The following is a 21,375-nucleotide window of genomic DNA, read 5'->3' on the forward strand; positions in this document are numbered from 1 at the left end:
GGGGTCAAGCGCACCACACCTTCTCCCCTCTCCCGTGCAACGGGAGAGGGGTTCAGGCGCAGGCCTAGTGGCGGCGGTCGATCCGGTCTTCCCGGCGATCGAGCACGTTCTCGGCGCGGTCGAGGCGGTCCTCGATCACGTCGCGCGGGCCATGGTCATAGGCCTCGTCCCGGCGGCTTTCGCGGCGGTCGACCTTGTTCTCGAACCTGTCGAGACGGTCTTCGGCGAGGTCAGCGCGGCTGCCTTGCGCAAAGTCGCCGCGCACTTCTGCGGCGGTAAGGCGGTGGTCGATCCGGCCGAGGCGTTCGGCGGGGCCGGCGAGTGCGGCCGGAGCGGCAAAGGCCGCAATCAAGGCAGCTGCGATCAGGGGTTTGAACATGCTTGGTCCTCCTTGAGTTGCATGACCCGTTTGTTCGGATCATGCGGGTTCAACGAGAGCGGGGCTGTGCTTCCGTCGCGGGGAAGTGAAAGAATCTGCGCTTAATGCACTGATTTTTATATGAATATATGTTCAGGTTGCGGACTGGCTTTCCGCCCACTGCGCCGCAGCGCCACGTGCCAGGTCACGCACGCGGGCGATGTAGGCCTGCCGCTCGGTCGGGCTGATGGCGCCGCGGGCGTCGATCAGGTTGAAGGTGTGCGACGCCTTGAGGGCATAGTCATAGGCGGGCAGCGGCTTGCCGGCGCCGCGCAGCGCAACCGACTGCGTCTCGCAGTCAGCAAACCAGCGTTTCAGCATCTCGACATCCGAATGTTCGAAGTTGAAGGCACTTTGCTGGCGCTCATTCTCCAGGAACACGTCGCCATACGTCAGCGGCACGGCGGAGGCCGGGTCGTTGAACGGAAGGTCGTAAACCCGGTCCACGCCGAACACGTACATGGCGAGGCGCTCGAGGCCGTAGGTCAGCTCGCCCGAAACCGGAAACACGTCGAGCCCGCCGACCTGCTGGAAATAAGTGTACTGGCTGACTTCCATCCCGTCGCACCAGACTTCCCAGCCAAGGCCCCAGGCGCCCACGGTCGGGTTCTCCCAATCGTCTTCCACGAAGCGGATGTCGTGCACGGTCGGGTCGATGCCGATCCGGTAGAGGCTCTCAAGATAGAGGTCCTGAAGGTTGGCCGGGTTCGGCTTCAGGATCACCTGATATTGGTAGTAATGGCCAAGCCGGTTGGGGTTCTCGCCATAGCGGCCATCCTTTGGGCGGCGCGAAGGCTGAACATAGGCGGCGCGCCAGTTCTTCGGGCCGAGCGCGCGCAGCACGGTGCCGGGGTGCAGCGTACCGGCGCCAACTTCCATGTCATAGGGCTGCAGGATCGCGCAGCCCTGCGCGGCCCAGTAGGCCTGCAGCGTCAGGATCAGGTCCTGGAAGGATTTCGGTTTGGCGTGGGCTTTCGGCGCAGGCATTGAGGGCTCGTCAGGCTGGGATGCCCCGGCCTAGCGCCTCGCCGTGCGCGGTGCAACCGGTCTTACCGGTCGTTGCGGCCGCGTCCCTTGTCGTGGTCACCCTGCCCGAACCAGCCGATCCACGCGATGACGATGCCGAGCCCTACGCTCAGGATGAACAGGATGGTGAACATGTCGTCGTCCTCTGGCACCCCCTCGTTCAGAGGTTGGGCGTCCCCGGCCGGAATGCAACCTAAATCGGCGCCGCTACCAGTCGATCGCGCGGCCTTCGACAATCGCCTGCGCGGCCGCGCACCGGGCCTCCCCGCGCTCGTCATGCGTCACCAGCGGCGGCAACAGCGTCAGTGGCCCGCGCTTCAGCCCCTTGCGTGCGCGCACCAGCACACGTCGTGCAGGCTCGCCGGTCTTCGAGGCAATTGGTAAAACGGTGATCTCGCCGGCCTGACGGTCCAGCACTGCCAGGATGCGGGCAAGCTCCGCTGCCCGGTGGATCAACACGAGCGGCGCGCGCGGCTTTGCGGCAAAGGCCATCGCCTTGATCCAGCCATCCAGAGGCAAGGTTTCGAGATAGGCCCCCGCCTTGCCGGCGCCGGGCTCTGAAATGGTGCCCGGCTCGAAATAGGGCGGGTTCGCGAACACCAGATCGAACTGGTTCTCGTGGGCCCGCACCCAGGCAGAGGCTTCGCCGCTCTCGATTGTGACCCGGCCGTCGAACCCGTTGACCACAGCGCCAACCCGCGCCAGCGCAGCCATGCCCGCGTCCTGATCGATGCCGGTGAAGGTGGCGCCGGGCATCCGGTAGGCCGCCGGCAGCAATGCGCCGCCGCAGCCACACCCGAGTTCGAGCGCCTCGCCCTGGGTCAAGACCGGCAGGGCTGCGGCGAGGGCGAGCGAATCAAACCCGGCGCGGAACCCCTGCACGGGCTGCACGAGATGCACCCGCCCCTGATAGACGGTGTCTTGTGTGGTATCTGGCAGGGGTCCGGTCGGCGTGCGGCTCATGCCCTGCCTTCAGGCAAGGGCGCCCGCGCGTCAACACGCCCAGTTGGAGTTCCAAGCGTAACCCGGGTGGTTGTACATCGTGTAGGATGTCTCGCCCGGCGCAATGTTTGCGCTGTAGACGTCGCCGTCATCATAGGTCACCGTGATGTCGGTGTAGCCACCGGCATAGCTGACGAAATAAATGTATCCCTCGCCGCCGCTGACGCCGGAATATTCCATAATGTAGCCATCGCCGGATCCGCATTCGAGCGGCTGGCTCTGGGACTGTTCCGGCCAGTAGGTGCCGTTCGCCTCTTCCATGGCGACATTGAAAGCCGCCAGGTCCGTCGATGAACAGGCCGAGATCGCCGCAGCGCCGAGCATGGCGGCAAGTATCCCAATTCGCATCTCAAAGACTCCCCGAATGGCGCACCGGACAAGGCCCGCCGATCCTGCAATGAAACGCAAATTTCCTGAATGAAATCTGAACTTAACCGCGCTCAACCTGGGCGAGCGCCGCCTCCGCCCTCGCCTTCAACTCTGCCTTGACGAAGAGGCGGCGCGGAAACGCGCCGATATTGCCTTCCACCGCTGAAATGTGCTGGTCGGCCACGAAAAACTCGATACCCGCCTCACGCAGCAGGTGTTCGACGAAGGACAACTTCACGAGGTCGTTGGTGCGGAAGACTTCTTCCATCAACCTGACGTGACCCGCAGGTTCATGTCGACCGACCGGGCATCATAGGCTTCGGCCTTGTCCGGCTTGGGCCCGGCGCCGGTGACGATTTCCATCGAATGCGTCGCCTTGCCAGACTTGCTGCCGCCCAGCGGAAAGCCGATGCCGACCCCCACGCCGACGCCCGAATACCCGCCGGATCCGGCCGAGCCGCCCACGCTGATCGAAGATCCGCCGCTGCGGCCGGCTTCGACATCGGTCGATTCGCCGGTGATTTCGAACCAGTCGCGCCCTTCCTGCAAGGTGATCTCGGACGCCCTCAGGAGCGCCATGTTGCGGGCCCGCACGGGGTCTGCGTCGGTGTAGGAGACACGGTAGCGGCCCGTTTCGATCTGCTGAGAGGAATAGCCCATGGCGTTTGCCGACTTGGCAGGGCCATAAGACGGCGTGGTCGTGCAGGCAGCCAGCAGCGCGAGCGCGGGAATAAGGAGTGCGTTCTTCATGCTCGCATTTAGCGCGAAACCGGACCGCTTGTCAGCCATTGTGATGGCAGGACGGTTGATCCACGCGCGAACATCGGCTCAATACTGCGGCCCGGTGCCACGTAGGCTTGGCGGACCGCTCACGTAAAACTACTTATTACACAGGCTGTCGCCTTCCGGAGTTGTGCATTGACCCTCGCCCCGAAGCCCAAGAGCAAGGCTGCACTGTCCTCCGTGGTGGACCGGATGCAGGACCTTGTGGCGGCAGACCTCGCGAAGGTGGAGCACCTGCTGGCCACGCGCGCGGCCAGCCCGGTCGCCATCATTCCGGACCTGTCGGGCTATATCGTGTCGGCAGGCGGAAAGCGCCTCCGGCCGCTGATCACGCTGATCGCCGCGAACGCCGTCGGCAAGGCCACGCCATCGACCCACGCGCTGGCCGCCGCTGTCGAATTCATCCACACGGCTACCCTGCTGCATGACGATGTGGTCGATGAGAGCGCCCTGCGCCGCGGCAAGCCGGCCGCCAAGACGATCTGGGGCAACAAGGCTTCGATCCTGGTCGGCGATTTCCTGTTCGCCCGCGCCTTCAACCTGCTCGTCGAAACCAACAATCTCGAGATCCTGAACCGTCTCGCAACGGCGTCCACCGTGATTGCCGAGGGCGAAGTCCGCCAGCTCGCCGCGATGGCGTCGGGCGACCTGCCGACCGAAGAATACCTTGCGATTGTCGAAGCCAAGACGGGCGCATTGTTTGAAGCCGCCGCAGAAACCGGCGCGCAGTCTGCCGGCGGCGACGTGCACGCGCCTGCCCTCGCAACCTATGGCAAGAACCTCGGCCTGGCGTTCCAGATCATCGACGATGCGCTCGACTATGGCGGCACGACGTCGGTGATCGGCAAATCGGTCGGCGACGATTTCCGGGAAGGCAAGATCACCCTGCCGGTGATCATCGCGCGCCGCCGCGGTTCGGACGAAGATCGCGCCTTCTGGGACCGGGCGCTCAAACCCGAGACGCAGGAAGATTCAGATCTTGCGCATGCCGTGCACCTGATCCGGGCGACCGGCGCCGCCGAAGCGGCCGTGCAGGAAGCGGAAGCCTATGCCGCCCTCGCCAAGGGCGCCCTGCGCACCCTCCCGGCGACGCCTTACCGCGATGCGCTGGAAGACCTCGCTGACTTCTGCGTCAGCCGGGCTTACTGATCCGCCTCGACGCCCCAGTTCGCGCGCTGGCGCAGCCATAGCCAGATGCCGATCGTCAGCACCCCTACAAACACCGCCACATCCAGAGGAATGCCGCCGGTCGTGTAAGCGCCGCTCGTGGCGGCGAACGGACCTGCAATCACCGCGCCGGCGGTCATCGCCGTCATGCCCCACCAAAGCCGCGCAACCTGCGCATGCGACCAACCGGCCCGCAGCAGGAGCTGGTAGGCGTGATCCGTGTGCGCCTGCATCAATGGCAGGCCTCTGCGCGCGCGCCAGGCGAGCGTCATGAACACGTCGATCAGAATCGGCAGGCACAGCGTGAGCGGAACGAGAACCTGCCCGTTCAGCGCGTACATGACCGTTGCGCCGCCGATCAGTCCGCCCACGGACAGGGAGCCCGCATCCCCCGCAAAAAGGCGTCCCGGCAGGTTCCAGAAGAGGAAACCGGCCAGAGCAGCCACCGAAGCGAACAGCAGGGCCATCAGCATGGCGGGTGCGATCTGGTCTGGCGAATAGGCCGCGCCGGGCGCGAGCAACAGGCCCATCGCGGCGAGGATGATGAGGGCCGTGCCCATCGCAATGCCGTTCGCCCCGTCCATGAAGTTGACCGCGTTCGCCATCACGAACACGAAAGCCGCCGCGCCCAGAATGCCAAGCACGATTGGAATGGCGAAGACGTCATGACCGATCCAGAGCGCCGAGGGCTGCGGACCGAAGGCAATGCTGCCAACCGCCGCCACCACGAGCGCTACCAGCTTCGCCATGGCGGGTAATCCGTACACGTCATCGATCCAGCCGAGGAACGCCGCCAGCACCGTGAACGCAGCCACGCCGGCCAGCGGCGGTGCGGAAAGGAGCGCCGTGACCGGCGACCCAAGCATTGCGATCGCGCCGATGCCGGCGAGGATACCGGCCAGCACGCCCATGCCGCCCGAGCTTGGCACCGGCGCCGCCTGCAACTTTCTTCCGCCATCCGGCGCGTCCTTGGGGCCAAGCCGGATCATCAGCCAGCAGGCCGCAAGACTGACCACGAACGGGACGAGGATGAGGGTAATCAGGTTCAATCCGACGCTCCGAGCCGGCACGGCGCAGTCCACCAATCCGGCTGTTCAGACTTGAGGACGACCGAGGCCCGCTCGGCAAACGAAACCGCTTCGAACAAGGCAAAACAGGTCGCGCCCGATCCGCTCATCCGCGCCATCCTCACGCCCGGCTGGGCGCGCAGGAAGGCGAGCACGTCGCCGATCTCCGGCACCAGCGCCGTAGCGGCAGCCTCAAGGTCGTTGCGCTGCGCGCCGAGCCAGTCTGCAAGATGGTGCTTGTCGAGAAAGCCCGGGAACGGATCAATTTCGGTGAACCCCGCACCGCCGCCTGCTGCATCATAGGCCCGGAAAACTGGCCCGGTCGGACAAGCCGCCCCGGGATTGACCAGTAGCGCCGGGAGCCGCAGCGGCACATCCACAGGCACAACGCGCTCTCCCTCACCGCGCATCAGCGACGGCACACCCGCGAGCGCCACCGGCACATCGCCGCCGAGCGAGGGCGCCAGGTTGTCCGCGTGGACGGGATCAATACCCCAGAGCTCGGTCAGCAGCTTGAGCGCCGCCGCCGCATCAGATGAACCGCCGCCGATACCGGCCGCCACCGGAAGCCATTTCTGCAGGATGATCTCAGCCCCGCGCGTGCAACCAGACGCCGCCTGCAGCGCCTGCGCCGCACGCAGGACGAGATTGTCCTGCAGCGCGCCGGCATTGGCCGCGAAAGGCCCCGTCACTTCCAGGGTCAACGTGTCGGCGGCTTCTGCCTTGATATAGTCACCTGCACCGGTGTCGCTGAACACGACGAGGGAGTCGAGATCGTGGCGGCCGTTCGGCTTGACCGGCCCGACATGCAGGAACAGGTTTACCTTGGCCGGCGCGCGCGCCATCAGGAACGTCATGTCACCGCCCTCCCACGGCGATGTTCAACGGGCGACTGCAGGACCAGTGCCCGCAGGCGCTGCCTCCAGCCCCGTCAACAGTTTCTGCTCGATGCGGACGCGGTCATCCGCTGACGGATCAAGCTTAAGGGCCCGCTGCCATTGGAAACCCGCTTCCTTGCGGCGTCCCGATTTCCAGTACGCATCACCGAGGTGGTCATTCAGCGTCGGATCAGCAGGCAGCAGTTCGACCGCATGTTCGAGGAAGTCGACTGCGTCCTCGTACATGCCCAGCTTGTAGTGTGCCCATCCGAGACTGTCGACGATATGGCCCGAATTCGGCTCAAGGATCACCGCCTTCCGGATCAGGCCGAAACCCTCTTCAAGCCGGATTCCCCGGTCGATCCAGGAATAGCCGAGATAGTTGAGCACCGTCGCGTTCTCGGGGTTCAGTTCGAGCGCTTTCTCGAGATCCGCCTCGGCGCCTGCCCAGTCTGACTGGCGCTCGCGCGCTGCGCCGCGCACAAAATAGACACGCCAGTCGCGCCGGCCTTCCGCCTCGTCCGATGCGATCACCTCGCTCAGCAGCGCTTCCGCGTCTGCCTGCCGGTCGGCCGCGCGGTAAAGGTCAGCGACCTGGATCTTGAGGCTGCGATCCGGCCTCGCCGCGAGGGCTTCGGCCGCGACGCGCAGCGCCTCGTCTGCGCGGTCTTCCTTGTAGAGCACGCTCGCCATCTGGCCGCGCGCCACGGCATAATAGGGAGAGTCCGTCGGCACCTCACCGAGCACCCGGATCGCGGCCTGCGGCCGGCCACCTTGCACCAGCGACTGGCCCAGCAGGGTGCGGGCCTGGTTCAGATGCGGATCAAGCGCGAGCGCCAGCACGAAATAAACGGCGGCGACATCGTCATCGGTCTGGAACATCAGCGCCGAGGCCGGCAGGAAAAGCGCGAGCGCCGCGCCCTGTCGTGTCGACGGGCGTACCGGCTTGATCGCCTCGCCGTTTTCCAGCCGTGCCTTCAACGCCATCAGCGATGCGTTGAACCCGACTTCTTCGCGAAACTGGCCGAGAATGGCGAGCGCCTTGTCGCGCTCGCCCCGCGCTGCCAGCAGCGACGCATAGGTTTCGGCGCCGACGGCCAGACGCGCGCCCGACGCCCAGATCGTGTCGAAGGTGGCGATCGCCGCATCGTCTTCGCCTGCGGCGACCTGGACGAGGGCCATCATGTGAAGCGTCGCATTGTCGAGCCGCGGATCGCCCGTCAGGTTGCGCTGGAGCAAGGTTTCGGCCGCCTCGGACCCCTGGGTATCGAGCACGCTCCAGGCTTCCAGGCTGCGGGCGATCATCCGGTTGAAGGCCCGCAGGTCGCTGGCTTCGAGGATGTCGATCGCCTGCCCGGCCTTGCCCCGGCCGATGGCATCGACGGCAAGCGTGAGACGCACAAGGCTGGCCTCGCTGCCGGAATCGCTCGCCCGCCGCGCCAGCCCCGCCGCCATGCCGTAATCATTTGCCAGCAACGCCGAGAACACCGCGCGCTCGGCGACGCCCGTGTCCTCGGGCGCGGTGCTGATCGCCGACGCGTAGTGGCGGGTGGCCACCTGCGGGTCATTCGTCATCGCCGCATAGCGCGCCACCATGAAGTCGGCATAGGCACGCGCCTCGTCGGGCCGGTCAGCCGAGGGATAGCGGGTTGATCCGAAGGAACCGCTGGCGCAGGCCGTTGCAACGAGCAACGGCGCCAGGGCGAGCAGGAAACGGGGAGCTTTCATCGCCCGAAAGTCGCAGCATCCGATCGGTGCGGCAAGGGGCGCCGCGCCGCGCCCGGCCGGTCAGTTCGATGCGAGCCGCAGGTCCTGCTGGGAAAAATAGGTGTCGATGGTGCTGGCAATTGCCTCCACCGCCGCCTTGCGTCCCTTGTCGGATTGCAGGCGCTTGGCATCCGCATCGTTGGTCAGGAATCCAAGCTCCAGCAGCACCGCCGGCACATCCGGCGCCAGCAGCACATAAAAGCCCGCATTGCGGTGCGAATTGCGCAGGACCGGGCCCGCCTCCTGCAGCTGCGGCAGCAGCAGCTCGGCGAACTCGGCGGAACGCGTCTTGGTTTCGCGTTTCACAAGGTCTTCCAGCAGGCTGTTCAGGCGCTCCGGCGTGCCATCCTCAATGGCGATCTTCCAGTCATTGCGGGTCGATTCGCGGTCAATCCGCGTCTCGCCGCGTGCGGAGATGGTGTAGACCGAGGCGCCCGCGACCGAGTCCGATCCCGCCGCATCGGCATGCAGCGAAATGAACAGCTCGGCGCCCCACTTGCGGGCAAGCGTCACGCGGTCCTCGTGCTCGACATAGACGTCCGAGTCTCGGGTCAGGCGGACATCGTAGCGCCCGTCCCGCTCCAGCCGCTCTTTCAGCGCCAGCGCCGTCTTGAGCGTGATGTCCTTTTCCTTGCCGCCGTTTACGGCCAAGGCGCCGGGATCCTTGCCGCCATGCCCGGCGTCCACGACCACCACATGCTTGCGCGGCGCCCCGGCGAGCTTCCCGCCACGGGCGGGCGCCGCTCCGGCGAGCACCGCACTGGCGCGCGCATCGGCATACTCGGTTTCAAGCTTGGCGAGTTTCTTGGTGTCCCGGCGCGCCGTCGTCGTGTAGCGCACCGCCGAAACCGTATCGAGATCGAGGATGACGCGGTAGGCGCGCTCCTTGCCGGTGGGCGGCAGGCGCAGCATCCGGGTTACCGCCATCGGCCGGTCCAGTTTGAATTCGAGGCGGCCGGGCTCGAGCGTCCAGGCCGCCACCCCGCCATTGCCTTCGCCCGCCGCAGAATACCCGTTCTGCGCGAGCAGAAGCACAACCTTGCGTTCCCCGCCGGCTTCGGTGACCAGCCCGTCGGCGGTTTCGGCCGTATCGGTCCAGATGGTGATGCGGGTCGGCGCGCCATCTCCCACGATTCGCACCTGCGTGACATCGGCGCCTGCCGGCAGCGCGCCAGACAAACCCAATATTATCAAAAGGATAGCGAAGAATTTCGGCATCAAGGTTGTCGTCGGGCCCGAACTCGGGAGGCAAAGGCGGAAGCTGCCTCTTAGCCTGAGGAAGATTAACCTCAGCTTGACCGCCCCTTAGCAGCGCGCAGTCCGGGGTTCGGAATTTGGCCCTTTCATTTGCGGGCGAAATTGGGCACTATATTCGCGTGGCCGTCCGAAGAGGCTGGCCCAAGGGTTTCCCACAAGCGCGCACCAGACCCGGCTTCCCCGGAAAGGCAAGCGGGTAGCGCGCTCCGGAAAGCAAGGAACAATGCGCAACTGTGCCACTGCCACTACAGGATTCGCCGGGTCGCCAACGCGATTCGCGAGGCCGTCGGGCGTGGCATGTCCTTCAATTCATACCGCCGGCCTTCGGGGCCAACTGAGGCGCCCTGCGCCCTGGCCCGCCGCGCCGGACCGAAAGGTTCTGTTACATGAGCAGATTGATGCTGATCGACGCCGCCCATCCCGAAGAAACGCGGGTGGCGATCGTCAACAACGGCCAGGTTGACGATTTCGACTTCGAAGCAACCGGCAACGAACAACTCCGCGGCAACATCTACCTCGCAAAAGTCACCCGGGTGGAGCCCTCGCTCCAGGCGGCCTTTGTCGAATACGGTGGCAACCGCCACGGTTTCCTCGCCTTCAGCGAGATCCACCCCGACTATTACCAGCTGCCCGCCGAGGACCGCGAAGCCCTGCTGCGCGAAGCCGCGGAAGAGGCGGCAGCCGCTATCGAGGACGATGACGACGATGACGGCCCCTACGTGCCGCACGGCGTGGCCGCCGAAATCGAGCATGGCGGACACGACCATGATCACGACCACGCTGACCACGACCACTCGGACGAGGCCGACTCCGAAGGCGAGACCGACTCAGACGCCGAAGGCGACGAGGCCGAGGGCGATGACGCCGGCGAGGCCGCTCCGCGCCCGCCCAAGCCCCGCGCCCGCAGCGCCCGCAGCTCGAAGCCGGCCTCGACCCGCACACCGATCTCCAAGCGCTACAAGATCCAGGAAGTCATCCGCCGTCGGCAGGTGATGCTGGTGCAGGTCGTCAAGGAAGAGCGCGGCAACAAGGGCGCGGCCCTCACCACCTACCTCTCCCTCGCCGGTCGCTATTCGGTCCTGATGCCGAACACGCCGCGCGGCGGCGGCATCTCCCGCAAGATCGTCAACTCCGCCGACCGCAAGCGCCTGAAAAGCATCGTCGCCGAGCTGGACGTGCCGGAGGGCCAGGGCCTGATCGTGCGCACGGCCGGCGCTAAGCGCACCAAGGCCGAGATCAAGCGCGACTATGACTATCTGTCGAAACTCTGGGAGCAGATCGTCGAAAAGACGCTGACCTCGGAAGCGCCGGCCCTGATCAATGCCGAAGGCGGGCTCGTCCACCGCGCCATGCGCGACATGTTCGACAAGGAAATCGAGGAGGTCTGGGTCCAGGGCGATGATGCCTACCGCGAGGCGAAAGACCTCGCGAAGATCATCATGCCGAGCCAGGCCAAGAAGGTGCAGCAATGGCGCGAGGATGACCCGCTGTACGTTGCCGAAGCCGTCGAAGGCCAGCTGGATTCCATCTACTCGCCCACCGTGCAGCTGAAATCCGGCGGCTACCTGGTGATCAACCAGACCGAAGCCCTCGTCGCCATCGACGTGAACTCCGGCAAATCGACCCGTGAGCGCAACATCGAGCAGACCGCCGTGCGCACCAACCTGGAGGCCGCTGAAGAAGCGTGCCGCCAGATGCGCCTGCGCGACCTGGCCGGCCTGATCGTGATCGACTTCATCGACATGGAGGAGAACAAGAACAATCGCGCCGTCGAGAAACGTCTGAAGGAATGCCTGAAGGTTGACCGTGCGCGCGTCCAGCATGGCCGCATCTCGCAGTTCGGCCTGATGGAAATCTCCCGCCAGCGCCGCCGCCAGGGTGTGTTGCAGGCAACGTCCGATCCGTGTGAAGCGTGCAACGGCACCGGCCGCCGCCGCTCTATTCCGTCGGCCGCCCTCCAGCTGATCCGCGCCATCGAGGCCCGCGCTGCTATTGGCGCCCTCAAGGGCATCTCGGTGAAGGCGCCGACCGACGTCGCCCTCTACATCCTGAACAACAAGCGCGAAGCCCTGATCGAGATCGAGCGGGTTGCCGGCTTTGCCGTGTCGATCCATTCCTCGGAAGACATGCTGCCGGGCGACTTCCAGCTCGACGCCGAGCGCGACCCTAACGCCAAGCCGAAGAAGCGCCCCTCGCCCCGCTCGCTGATGAAGCCCACCCCAGCTTCGGTCCGCGACGAGGACGATGAGGACGGCGAGGAAATCGAAGAAATCGCCGATGCCGACGAAGACGAAAGCGGCGACGAGGGCGAAGCGCCTCGCGCGGCCCGTCCAGAAGGTGCCGAAGGCGGAAACGGCGGACGCAAGCGCCGTCGCCGTCGCCGCGGCGGCAAGGGCCGGGAGCAGCGCGAGACCGGCCTCGAGGTCGTCGATGGTGATGCGCCCGCCCTCGCAGACGCAGTCGCAGCCTCCAGCGAAGACAGCGACGATGAGGAAGATGACGAAGGCGATGACGCCGGCATGGCCCCGCGCGCGGAAGGCGAAGACGGCCCGCGCAAACGCCGCCGCCGGGGTCGCCGGGGCGGCCGGCGCCGGCGTCGTTCGGGCGAGGCCCGTCCGGAAGGCGGAGAGATCGCGGCGATCGCCGATGGCGGCGCCTATCTGGATGGTCTTTCGGTGAGCGCTGAAGCGATGCTGTCCGAAGAAGGCGAAGCTGTCCCTGTCGAGGCAGCGGCCGCCATAGAGGCTGATGACGTGTCAGAGGCGGACGCCGAGCAGGAAGTCGCGGCGGAAGACGCGCCGGCCAAGAAGCCGCGCAGCCGCCGCAGCCGGGCAAAGCCAGCGCCGGACCCGGTCGCCGATGTCGAGGCCGAAGTCGCCGAGCATCCGCCCGAGACGGTGGAAGTGGACACGCCAGCGGCTCCGGCCGAACCGGAAGCTGCGCCCGAACCCGTCATGGCCGAAGCCGAAGCGCCTGCACCCGAGCCGTCTGCGCCGCTCGCGCCAACGCAGCCCGAAGGCCCGAAAAAGTCCGGCTGGTGGAACCGCAGCAAGAAATAAGGCGGCTCATCCGTACTCAAACAAAAAAGGCCGGAGCAGCGATGCTCCGGCCTTTTCAGTCTGGCTGGCGGAAAGAGCCTATGCCGGCTCTTTCACCTTCGCCTTCGAGCCTGCCGGCGGGAAGCGGTCGTAGAAGCCTTCGCCCTTGGCGGCCATGTCGCGCAGCAACTTGTTCGGGCGGAAGCGGTCGCCATACTTGTCGGCGAGCTTGTCAGCTTCGGCGACGAACTCCTTGATGCCCCAGATCAGGTCGACATAGGAACAGCAGCCGCCGGTGAACGGTGCAAAGCCCCAGGCGAGGATCGAGCCGATGTCCGCGTCACGCGAGTCAGTGATCACACCTTCCTCGAAACAGCGGGCGACCTCGACCGCCTGACGCACGAGGAAACGATTGGTCAGCTCCTTCTTCAGCGCCGGCGGGCACTCATCAACTTTCAGCGTCAGCTGCTTGTTGATGTCCGGCCACAGGCGGGCGGGTTTGCCCTTCTCGTCATAGTCGTAGAAGCCCTTGCCAGCCTTGCGGCCAACGCGGCCCTGATCCTCGACCAGCCAGGCGAGGAACTGCGTGCGTTCATCCGACTGCAGATCAACGCCGGTGGCTTCCGCCATCGCGCGCGTCACTTTCAGCGCCGTGTCGAGACCCACAGAGTCCGAAACTTCCAGCGCGCCCATCGGCATGCCGGCCTGGCGGCCCACGTTTTCGATGATCGCCGGCTTGATGCCTTCGGCCAGCATTTCCATGCCTTCGCGCGTATAGGTGCCGAAGCAGCGCGAGGTGTAGAAGCCCCGGCTGTCGTTCACGACAATCGGCGTTTTGCGGATGGCGAGCACATAGTCGATCGACTTCGCCAGCGTTGCCTCGCTCGTCTCCTTGCCCTTGATGATCTCGACGAGACCCATCCGCTCGACCGGCGAGAAGAAGTGGATGCCGATGAAGTTCGCCGGGCGCTTCGAAGCTTTCGCAAGACCGGTGATCGGCAACGTCGAGGTGTTCGAGCCGAACACGGCGTCGTCGCCCAGCACGGCCTCGGCCGCCTTGGTGATCTTCGCTTTCAGTTCCTCGTTTTCATAAACCGCTTCGACCACGAGGTCGGCACCCTTCACGTCATCATAGGAATCGGTTGGCGTGATCAGCGCGAGCAGCGCATCGCCCTTCTCTTTCGAGAGCTTGCCGCGCGAGACATCTTTCTCGACGAGGCGCACTGAATACTGCTTGCCCTTCTCGGCCGCTTCCTTCGACACGTCGACCAGCACCGTCGGGATGCCGGCCTTTGCCTGCACATAGGCAATGCCTGCCCCCATAAGGCCCGCGCCGATCACGGCGATTTTCTTGAACTCCGTCTTCGGATGACCGGCCGGGCGGTTTGCGCCCTTGCCCAGTTCCTGCATCGACAGGAACAGCGAGCGGATCATCGCTTTCGCCTCCGGGCGCTGCTGCGTATTGATGAAATAGCGCGTCTCGATGCGCAGGCCAGCATCGATCGGAACCTGGATGCCTTCATAGATGCACGACAGGATGTTTTTCTGCGCCGGATAGTTCCCGTAGGTCTTCGCCGACAGCATCATGTTCGACATCGTGGCCACCTGGCCGACGCCCGGCGACTTGTGCGGAACGCCGCCCGGCACCTTGAAGCCCTTCTCGTCCCATGGCGCCTTGGCCTTGGGGTTCGCCTTCACCCAGGCTTTCGCGCGGGCAACGGTTTCCGAAGACGGCGCAAGCTCGTTCACCACGCCCATCGATTTCGCCTGCTCGGCGGTGAAGCTTTCACCCTGCAGGATCAGCGGGAGCGCGGCCTGGATACCGACAAGTCGTGGCAGACGCTGCGTGCCGCCAGCACCGGGAAGAAGGCCGATCTTGGCTTCCGGCAGGCCGAATTGCAGCTTCGGATTGTCATTTGCGGCGACGCGGTAGTGCCCCGCCAGCGCCACTTCGAGGCCGCCGCCGAGGGCCAGGCCGTTCAGCGCGATGGCGACCGGTTTGCCGCACGTCTCCAGCTTGCGCAGCGTTCCGTTCAGCGAGAAGCCAGCGTCAAACTGTTCTTTCTTCAGTTCGTCTGCGGACTTCTTGACCTTCTCGCCGCCGCCCGCGCGCTCGTTCATCTCGCCGAGGTCGGCGCCGGCGCAGAAGCCGCTGGCCTTGCCGGACGAAATCACGAGGCCCTTGATGGCGTCGTTGGTGGCCACTTCCTTGGTGATGGCGATGATATCCGCCACGGCCTTCGCCGTCAGCGTGTTCATGCTGCGTCCGGGCACATCGAACACGGCATGAGCAATGCCGTCCGCGTCGATATCCCAGCCAAATGTCTCGAGTTTCATGGAGTGTCTCCTTGTATTCGGAATTATGCGGTTTGGGTTTGAGGCAGATCGATCTCGGAACGGATGATCATGATTTTCTGCCAGATCTTGCTGGAGAGATTGGTGGTCAGGCCCTCAATCTCGTTGACAGTGTGGATGACCAGTTCGTCGCGCACGCCCTGCATGTAGAGGGCGGCGAGCTTGCCGATCAGCGAGAGAAGCTCGGTGCAGTAGTCGAGGTAGCGCATGAGGTCGCCGGGCGAGAGATCCCGCTCCGGTGACGAAGCCGTCCGGTCCGTGCCGAGCACGCTGGCCGGATCCTTGGTCAGCTGGTGCATGTCGATCACATGCGCCATCGACCTGAGCTCATGCAGGCTGTTGAGCGCCTGCGCGCGCTTGATCCGCGTCTCGAGGTTGAGAAGGAACCAGATCGCCGCGCCCATCAGGATGAGGATGTTAACGATCGCCTCGATGCCTTCGAATCCGATGGCATCGGGATTATCGATCAGTCCCCGGACCTTCTGCTCGATGCCGAACCCGGCCATGACGAGGCCCGCCATCAACACGAGCGCGACCAATCCACGAAGCAGCAGGTGCGGCCTCGACACTTCCTTCACGCGGCTGACATGGATCTTCGCGATCCGGTTCAGCTCGGAGCTGACGCCGGCGATGCCCCGGTCAGGGAAACGCTCCAGCACCCGGTCCTCAAGACGGCCAAGCGTCTTGAGGATCGAATCTGCTGAGAGAGCGCTGTACCGCTCGGCCGGGTCCATCGCCGAAAGCCTCAGACCCGCTCGATGATCGTGGCGGTGCCCATGCCGGCGCCGACGCAGAGCGTGATCAGGCCGGTTTCCTTGTCCGAGCGCTCAAGCTCGTCGAGCACGGTGCCGAGGATCATGCCGCCGGTGGCACCCAGCGGGTGGCCCATGGCAATCGCGCCGCCGTTGACGTTCATCTTCTCGTGCGGGATGCCCAGCAACTTCATCATCAGCATCACGACCGAGGCGAAGGCCTCGTTCAGTTCGTAGATGTCGATGTCGCCGACATTCATGCCGGCCTTCTTCAAGGCCTTCTGCGTCACATAGGTCGGGCCGGTCAGCATGATGCCCGGCTCAGAGCCGATCGAGGCCATGGCGCGCACCTTCGCGCGCGGCTTCAGGCCGAGCGCTTCGCCCATTTCCTTCGAGCCGAACAGCACCGCCGAGGCCCCGTCCACGATACCCGACGAGTTGCCGGCATGGTGCACGTGGTTGATCTTCTCGAGTTCCGGATAGCGCTGCTTGATGACTTCATCGAAGCCCATGCCGCCCATGCCCGCGAAGGATGGCTCAAGCGCCGCCAGTGTCTGCATGGTCGTGTCGGGCCGCATGAACTCGTCATGCGCCAGGCGAATGCCGCCCATCTGGTCGCGCACCGGCACAACGGACTTCTTGAAACGGCCTTCCTTCCAGGCCTGCGCGGCGCGGCGCTGGCTCTCGACGGCGAAGGCGTCCACGTCATCGCGGCTGAAGCCGTACTTGGTGGCGATGGTATCGGCGCCGATGCCTTGCGGCGTGAAGTAGGATTTGAGTGCAATCTGCGGATCGGTCGACCACGCGCCGCCCGCTGCGCCCATCGGCACGCGGCTCATGCTTTCGACACCGCCGCCGATCGCCATGTCGGCCTCGCCGGTGATGACTTTCGAGGCGGCCATGTTGCAGGCCTCAAGGCCCGAGGCGCAGAAACGGTCGACCTGCACGCCGGCGGTCGTCTCGGCATATTCGGCGTTCAGCACCGCGATACGGGCGATATCGCCGCCCTGCTCGCCGACCGGCGAGACGCAGCCGAACACCACATCGTCGACTTTCGACGTGTCGAGATTGTTCCGGTCACGGATGGCCTGCAGCACCTGCGTGCCAAGGCTAAGCGCCGTGATCTCGTGCAGCGCGCCAGAGGACTTTCCCTTGCCGCGGGGCGTGCGCACGGCGTCGTAGATATAGGCTTCAGGCATTGGAGGCTCCTTTCAGGGGATCAGGATGAGGTGGCCGGCTTCGACACCGGGTTGAGCGTGAGGGAGGCAGTGGCGCGGGCGGCTTCCTTGCCGCGCGCGTCGAACAGTTCAGCTTCGGCGAACACCATGGACCGGCCGACATTGCGCAGGCGCGCGGCGACTTCGATGGCGCCAACGCGCACCGGGCGCAGAAAGTGCGTGTGAAGGTCCACAGTCGAAGGTAGTTTCGACTTGCCCGCCTTCACGGTCGTCAGCATGCCGATGGCATCGTCCATCATCGCGACCAGATAGCCGCCCTGGATGAACCCCGCCGGATTGGTGAACTCCTGTCGCCCGTCAAAGCGCACGCGGGTCGTCATCGCCTTCGAGTCCAACGCGAGAATCTCGAACCCCAGCGACACCGAACTCGGCGCCGGATTGGGAAACACTTCGCGGAGGAGATGCCGGTCAGGCATGATGGCTCAGAGCGTCCTCGCGATCAGCATCTTCATCACCTCGTTCGCGCCGCCATAAATACGCTGCACGCGCGCGTCGGCATACATCTGCGCGATCGGATACTCGTCCATATAGCCGAAGCCGCCATGCAGCTGCAGGCACTCGTCGATGATCTTGCACTGCAGATCACTGATCCAGTATTTCGACATCGAGGCTGTCGCGGCGTCCAGCTCACCCTTCAGCAGAAGCTCCGTACAGTGATCGGCGAACACTTTCGCCACCGTCGCCTCGGTCTTGCACTCGGCCAGCTTGAACTGCGTGTTCTGGAAATCCCAGATCGTGCCGCCAAACGCCTTGCGGCCTTTGACATACTCGACCGTCTCGGCAATCGCGCGCTCGATCATGCCGATGCCCTGCAGGCCGATGACATGGCGCTCCTGCGGCAGTTTCTGCATCAGCTGGATGAATCCCTTGCCGGCTTCCTCACCCAGCAGGTTGCTGGTCGGCACGCGCACATCGTCGAAGAACAGCTCCGACGTGTCGGCGGCATGCTGGCCCACCTTGTCGAGGTTGCGGCCGCGGCGGAACCCTTCGGCCTGGTCCGTCTCCACACAGACAATCGAGATGCCGTTGGCGCCTTTGGTCGGATCCGTCTTGGCGCACACGAGGATCAGGTTGGCGGTCTGGCCGTTCGAGATGAACGTCTTCGAGCCGTTGATGACGTACTCGTTGCCGTCCAGCTTCGCCGTCGTCTTGATGTTCTGCAGGTCGGAGCCGGCGCCCGGCTCGGTCATCGCGATCGCCGTGACGATCTCGCCCGAGCAGATCTTCGGCAGCCAGCGGCGCTTCTGCTCTTCAGTGCCATAGGCCGTGATGTAGGGCGCAATGATCGCGTTGTGCAGCGTGATGCCGAAGCCGTCGATGCCCTTCCATTGTTGCTGCTCGATGATGATCGCCTCATGGCGGAAGTCGCCGCCGGCGCCGCCATACTCCTCCGGCACGGACGCACCGAGCAGCCCCATTTCGCCGGCCTTCTTCCAGATCTCGCGCGGCACCACGCCGGCCTTGCGCCAGGCCGGCACATGCGGCGCGCATTCCTTCTCGAAGAACTGCCCCACCGCATCGGCGAAGATGTCGAGCTCTTCATCCTGCCGCCAGGCGGATTTCGGGACGTTGAGGGGGCTCGTCTGCATCAGGCAATCTCCAGGGCCGGGGCGGCACGCGGGTTGCCGCTTACGTTCACGTCAGCATGTAGGCGCCGCGGCACGGTTTCGCCATCCGTGCCGCAGCGTCAGGATCATATCAGAACTGCGCTTCGCTGACTGCCATCATCGCCGCCGCGCCGGTCTTCACCTTCGCAAGATGCGCCGCCGCGTCCGGCAGCAGGCGCTCCACGAAATACCGGCCGGTTGCGAGCTTCGCCGTATAGAAGGGATCGCCGGAGTCTTTCTGCTCCAGCGCCAGCTTCGCCATCCGCGCCCACATGTAGGCAAGCGCCGTCAGGCCGACGAGGTGAAGGTAGTCGTGGCTGGACGCGCCGGCATTGTTGAAGTCGCTCATGCCGTTCTGCATCAGCCACATCGTGCCTTCCTGCATTTCGCCGCGCACGGTCTTCAGGCCCTCGAGGAAAGGCTCCATGCCCGGCATGCCTTCCGCCGAGGCGACGAACTCGTCGATCTCGCCGAAGAAGCTGAACACCGCCCGCCCGCCATTGGCGCCCAGCTTGCGGCCGACCAGGTCGAGCGCCTGCACGCCGTTGGTGCCCTCATAAATTAGGGTGATGCGGCAATCGCGGACGATCTGTTCGAGGCCCCATTCGCGCGTGAAGCCGGAGCCGCCATGCAGCTGCAGGCCGAGGTTCGCGCTCTCGAAGCCCTTGTGGGTGAGGTAGGCTTTCACCACCGGCGTCAGCAGCGCCATGTAGTCGCCCGCCTTCTCCTGCACTTTCGGGTCCGGCGATTTGTGCTGCAGGTCGCCCTGGAAGGCGAGCCAGTAGGCAAACGCCCGCGCGCCTTCGATGAAGGCCTTCTGGTCCAGCAGCATGCGGCGCACGTCGGGGTGGACGATGATCGGGTCGGCGGCCTTCTCCGGCGCCTGCGTGCCGGCGAGCGAGCGGCCCTGCAGGCGGTCCTTCGCGAAGTCGAGCGCGTTCTGGTAAGCGATCTCGGCCTGCGACAGCCCTTGCAGGCCAACGCCGAGGCGCGCCTCGTTCATCATCACGAACATGGTGCGCATGCCCTTGTGCTCTTCGCCGACGAGCCAGCCGGTCGCGCCGTCATAGTTCATCACGCAGGTCGCGTTGCCGTGGATGCCCATCTTCTCTTCCAGGCCGCCGCAACTCGCCGCGTTGCGTTCGCCGATCGAGCCGTCTTCGCCCACGAAGTATTTCGGCACCAGGAACAGCGAGATGCCCTTGATCCCTTCCGGCCCGCCTTCGATGCGGGCGAGCACGAGCTGGATGATGTTCTCGGTCAGGTCCTGCTCGCCGCCGGAAATCCAGATCTTCTGGCCGGTGATCTTGTAGGTACCGTCTGCCTGCGGAACAGCCTTGGTCTTGATCAGGCCGAGGTCCGTGCCGCAATGCGGCTCGGTCAGGTTCATCGTGCCGGCCCATTCGGCCGACGCCATCTTCGGGCCGTACTTGTTCTTGAGCTCGTCCGACCCGCCCGCCATCAGCGCCTGGTAGGCGCCGTGCGTCAGGCCCGGATACATGCCGAACGCCATGTTCGAGGCGGAAACCATCTCGGTCCAGGCGATGTTGACCGCATGCGGCAGGCCTTGCCCGCCCATTTCCGGGTGTGCGGACAGCAGCGGCCAGCCATTCTCGACCAGCTGGCGATACGCATCCGGAAAACCGTCCGGCGTCTTCACGCTCGCGTCGTCGGCGCGCTTGCAGCCCTGCCGGTCGCCCACGGCGCTCAGCGGGAACAGCACGTTCTTGGCGAACTTGGCGCCTTCATCGAGGATCTGGTCGATCACGTCTGGCGTCGCGTCGGCAAAGCCGGGCAGATTGGAATAGTTCTGAAGCTGCAGCATCTCGTGCAGCACGAACTGCATGTCACGGACCGGGGCATCATAACGGGGCATGGGGCAAAGGCTCCTGTCAAACGAAGTGTCTGGTAGCCTGAATGGCAAAGCGTGTTGGAAAAGTCATTCCAACACGCCCGCCAATCTACAATTTTATCGGTAACCTGAACTCAGACTTCGTCGAGCTGCTTGCGCGCGACCTGCTCGTAAGCCGCAGCCTGGCGCTTGGTTTCTTCAGACTGGCCGTTGTTGCTGACCAGGTCTTCCAGCCATTCGATGCCCTTGTAGAGCTCGGTCAGGGCCGTCTCGATGTCGCCGCGCTGCACTTCCAGCTCGCTGGCCTGCTTGCGGAATTTCTCCAGCATCATGCGCGTCTGGGCGCGTTTGCCGTCATTGAGCGCATACAGGTCGAGGATTTCGCGGATATCCGCCAGCGGCAGGCCGAGGCGTTTCAGGCGCACGATGATCGTCAGCCGGGCCCGGTCGCGGTTGGAATAAAGGCGCATCATGCCGTCTCGGGCCGGATGCAGCATGTCCTTGTCTTCATAGAAGCGCAGCGCGCGCGGCGTCACCCCGAACTCCCGGGCAAGCTCGGAAATCGTGTACGTGCGCGAATCGGCAGCAGAAATGGACGTGATGGTACGGTGTTGCATGGCGTAAGCTCCCTTGGTTCGAGTCTGCAGACTTCTCTATAACGCGTTCTAACGTTGGCCTTACGCGAACGTCAACGTAAATTTCCGCTTACGCGAAGGGAAAGGTCGCGCCGGGTGCCGTCCGGGGCGAAACCCGCACGGAATCTTACCTTTAACGTGCCCTTAACAGACACGGAGGCATT

General features: G+C 64.9%; 19 protein-coding genes. 2 read left to right on the forward strand and 17 right to left on the reverse strand.

Translation table 11 applies throughout. The annotated features are described in order from the left end of the window. Positions 1-64: 64 nt before the first annotated feature. The 6 genes from IPK75_01940 to IPK75_01965 form a co-directional block, all read right to left on the reverse strand. Positions 65-379: a hypothetical protein gene (locus IPK75_01940; protein ID MBK8197102.1), complete on the reverse strand. Its 315-nt coding sequence runs from the start codon at positions 377-379 to the stop codon at positions 65-67. 132 nt (positions 380-511) lie between these two features. Further along, entirely contained in the window at positions 512-1,405 is an 894-nt protein-coding gene (locus tag IPK75_01945) for a glycine--tRNA ligase subunit alpha (GenBank protein MBK8197103.1), read from the reverse strand. 246 nt (positions 1,406-1,651) lie between these two features. Continuing rightward, positions 1,652-2,407: a methyltransferase domain-containing protein gene (locus tag IPK75_01950; GenBank protein MBK8197104.1), complete on the reverse strand. Its 756-nt coding sequence runs from the start codon at positions 2,405-2,407 to the stop codon at positions 1,652-1,654. 30 nt (positions 2,408-2,437) lie between these two features. Continuing rightward, positions 2,438-2,794: a hypothetical protein gene (locus IPK75_01955; protein ID MBK8197105.1), complete on the reverse strand. Its 357-nt coding sequence runs from the start codon at positions 2,792-2,794 to the stop codon at positions 2,438-2,440. Between the two features lie 82 nt (positions 2,795-2,876). Beyond that, the gene (locus IPK75_01960) at positions 2,877-3,083 is read right to left on the reverse strand and encodes a DUF2007 domain-containing protein (GenBank protein ID MBK8197106.1); all 207 of its coding nucleotides are present in this window, start codon (positions 3,081-3,083) and stop codon (positions 2,877-2,879) included. Further along, positions 3,083-3,565, reverse strand: a complete 483-nt coding sequence (locus IPK75_01965; protein ID MBK8197107.1) for a hypothetical protein — start codon at positions 3,563-3,565, stop codon at positions 3,083-3,085. Before IPK75_01965 ends, IPK75_01960 begins: the two co-directional genes overlap by 1 nt. A gap of 168 nt (positions 3,566-3,733) precedes the next feature. On the opposite strand from IPK75_01965, the gene IPK75_01970 reads away from it, so the two are divergent. After that, positions 3,734-4,747, forward strand: a complete 1,014-nt coding sequence (locus tag IPK75_01970; GenBank protein MBK8197108.1) for a polyprenyl synthetase family protein — start codon at positions 3,734-3,736, stop codon at positions 4,745-4,747. On the opposite strand, the gene IPK75_01975 is transcribed toward IPK75_01970, so the two are convergent. Genes IPK75_01975 through IPK75_01990 form a run of 4 tightly spaced genes read right to left on the reverse strand, consistent with a single transcriptional unit; the run spans position 4,741 to position 9,662 of the window. After that, positions 4,741-5,814 carry a hypothetical protein gene (locus IPK75_01975; protein MBK8197109.1) on the reverse strand — a complete coding sequence of 358 codons (1,074 nt, stop codon included), beginning with the start codon at positions 5,812-5,814 and terminating at the stop codon, positions 4,741-4,743. The two genes, IPK75_01970 and IPK75_01975, sit on opposite strands and share 7 nt — an antisense overlap. After that, entirely contained in the window at positions 5,811-6,689 is an 879-nt protein-coding gene (locus IPK75_01980; protein MBK8197110.1) for a 4-(cytidine 5'-diphospho)-2-C-methyl-D-erythritol kinase, read from the reverse strand. The genes IPK75_01975 and IPK75_01980 overlap by 4 nt, the downstream gene beginning before the upstream one ends. A gap of 24 nt (positions 6,690-6,713) precedes the next feature. Further along, positions 6,714-8,438, reverse strand: coding sequence for a tetratricopeptide repeat protein (locus IPK75_01985; GenBank protein ID MBK8197111.1), 1,725 nt, complete (start codon positions 8,436-8,438; stop codon positions 6,714-6,716). 60 nt (positions 8,439-8,498) lie between these two features. Then, on the reverse strand, positions 8,499-9,662 hold the full coding sequence (locus IPK75_01990; protein MBK8197112.1) for an N-acetylmuramoyl-L-alanine amidase: 1,164 nt from the start codon (positions 9,660-9,662) through the stop codon (positions 8,499-8,501). Between the two features lie 458 nt (positions 9,663-10,120). On the opposite strand from IPK75_01990, the gene IPK75_01995 reads away from it, so the two are divergent. After that, positions 10,121-12,793 carry a ribonuclease E/G gene (locus tag IPK75_01995; GenBank protein ID MBK8197113.1) on the forward strand — a complete coding sequence of 891 codons (2,673 nt, stop codon included), beginning with the start codon at positions 10,121-10,123 and terminating at the stop codon, positions 12,791-12,793. A 78-nt stretch (positions 12,794-12,871) separates the two neighbouring features. On the opposite strand, the gene IPK75_02000 is transcribed toward IPK75_01995, so the two are convergent. From IPK75_02000 to IPK75_02030, 7 genes are all read right to left on the reverse strand, one after another. Continuing rightward, positions 12,872-15,109 (reverse strand): enoyl-CoA hydratase/isomerase family protein, encoded by a 2,238-nt coding sequence (locus IPK75_02000; GenBank protein MBK8197114.1) that lies wholly within the window; start codon positions 15,107-15,109, stop codon positions 12,872-12,874. 23 nt (positions 15,110-15,132) lie between these two features. Then, positions 15,133-15,861 (reverse strand): hypothetical protein, encoded by a 729-nt coding sequence (locus tag IPK75_02005; GenBank protein ID MBK8197115.1) that lies wholly within the window; start codon positions 15,859-15,861, stop codon positions 15,133-15,135. Between the two features lie 11 nt (positions 15,862-15,872). Further along, positions 15,873-17,078 (reverse strand): acetyl-CoA C-acetyltransferase, encoded by a 1,206-nt coding sequence (locus IPK75_02010; protein MBK8197116.1) that lies wholly within the window; start codon positions 17,076-17,078, stop codon positions 15,873-15,875. A gap of 20 nt (positions 17,079-17,098) precedes the next feature. After that, entirely contained in the window at positions 17,099-17,533 is a 435-nt protein-coding gene (locus IPK75_02015) for a PaaI family thioesterase (GenBank protein MBK8197117.1), read from the reverse strand. A 6-nt stretch (positions 17,534-17,539) separates the two neighbouring features. After that, positions 17,540-18,706, reverse strand: a complete 1,167-nt coding sequence (locus tag IPK75_02020; GenBank protein MBK8197118.1) for an acyl-CoA dehydrogenase family protein — start codon at positions 18,704-18,706, stop codon at positions 17,540-17,542. A 109-nt stretch (positions 18,707-18,815) separates the two neighbouring features. Continuing rightward, complete coding sequence (locus IPK75_02025) at positions 18,816-20,600, reverse strand: acyl-CoA dehydrogenase C-terminal domain-containing protein (protein ID MBK8197119.1); 1,785 nt, start codon at positions 20,598-20,600, stop codon at positions 18,816-18,818. Between the two features lie 110 nt (positions 20,601-20,710). Beyond that, positions 20,711-21,193, reverse strand: coding sequence for a MerR family DNA-binding transcriptional regulator (locus tag IPK75_02030; protein MBK8197120.1), 483 nt, complete (start codon positions 21,191-21,193; stop codon positions 20,711-20,713). Positions 21,194-21,375 lie beyond the last annotated feature (182 nt).

Source organism: Acidobacteriota bacterium (assembly GCA_016712445.1).
GTDB lineage: Bacteria > Pseudomonadota > Alphaproteobacteria > Caulobacterales > Hyphomonadaceae > Hyphomonas.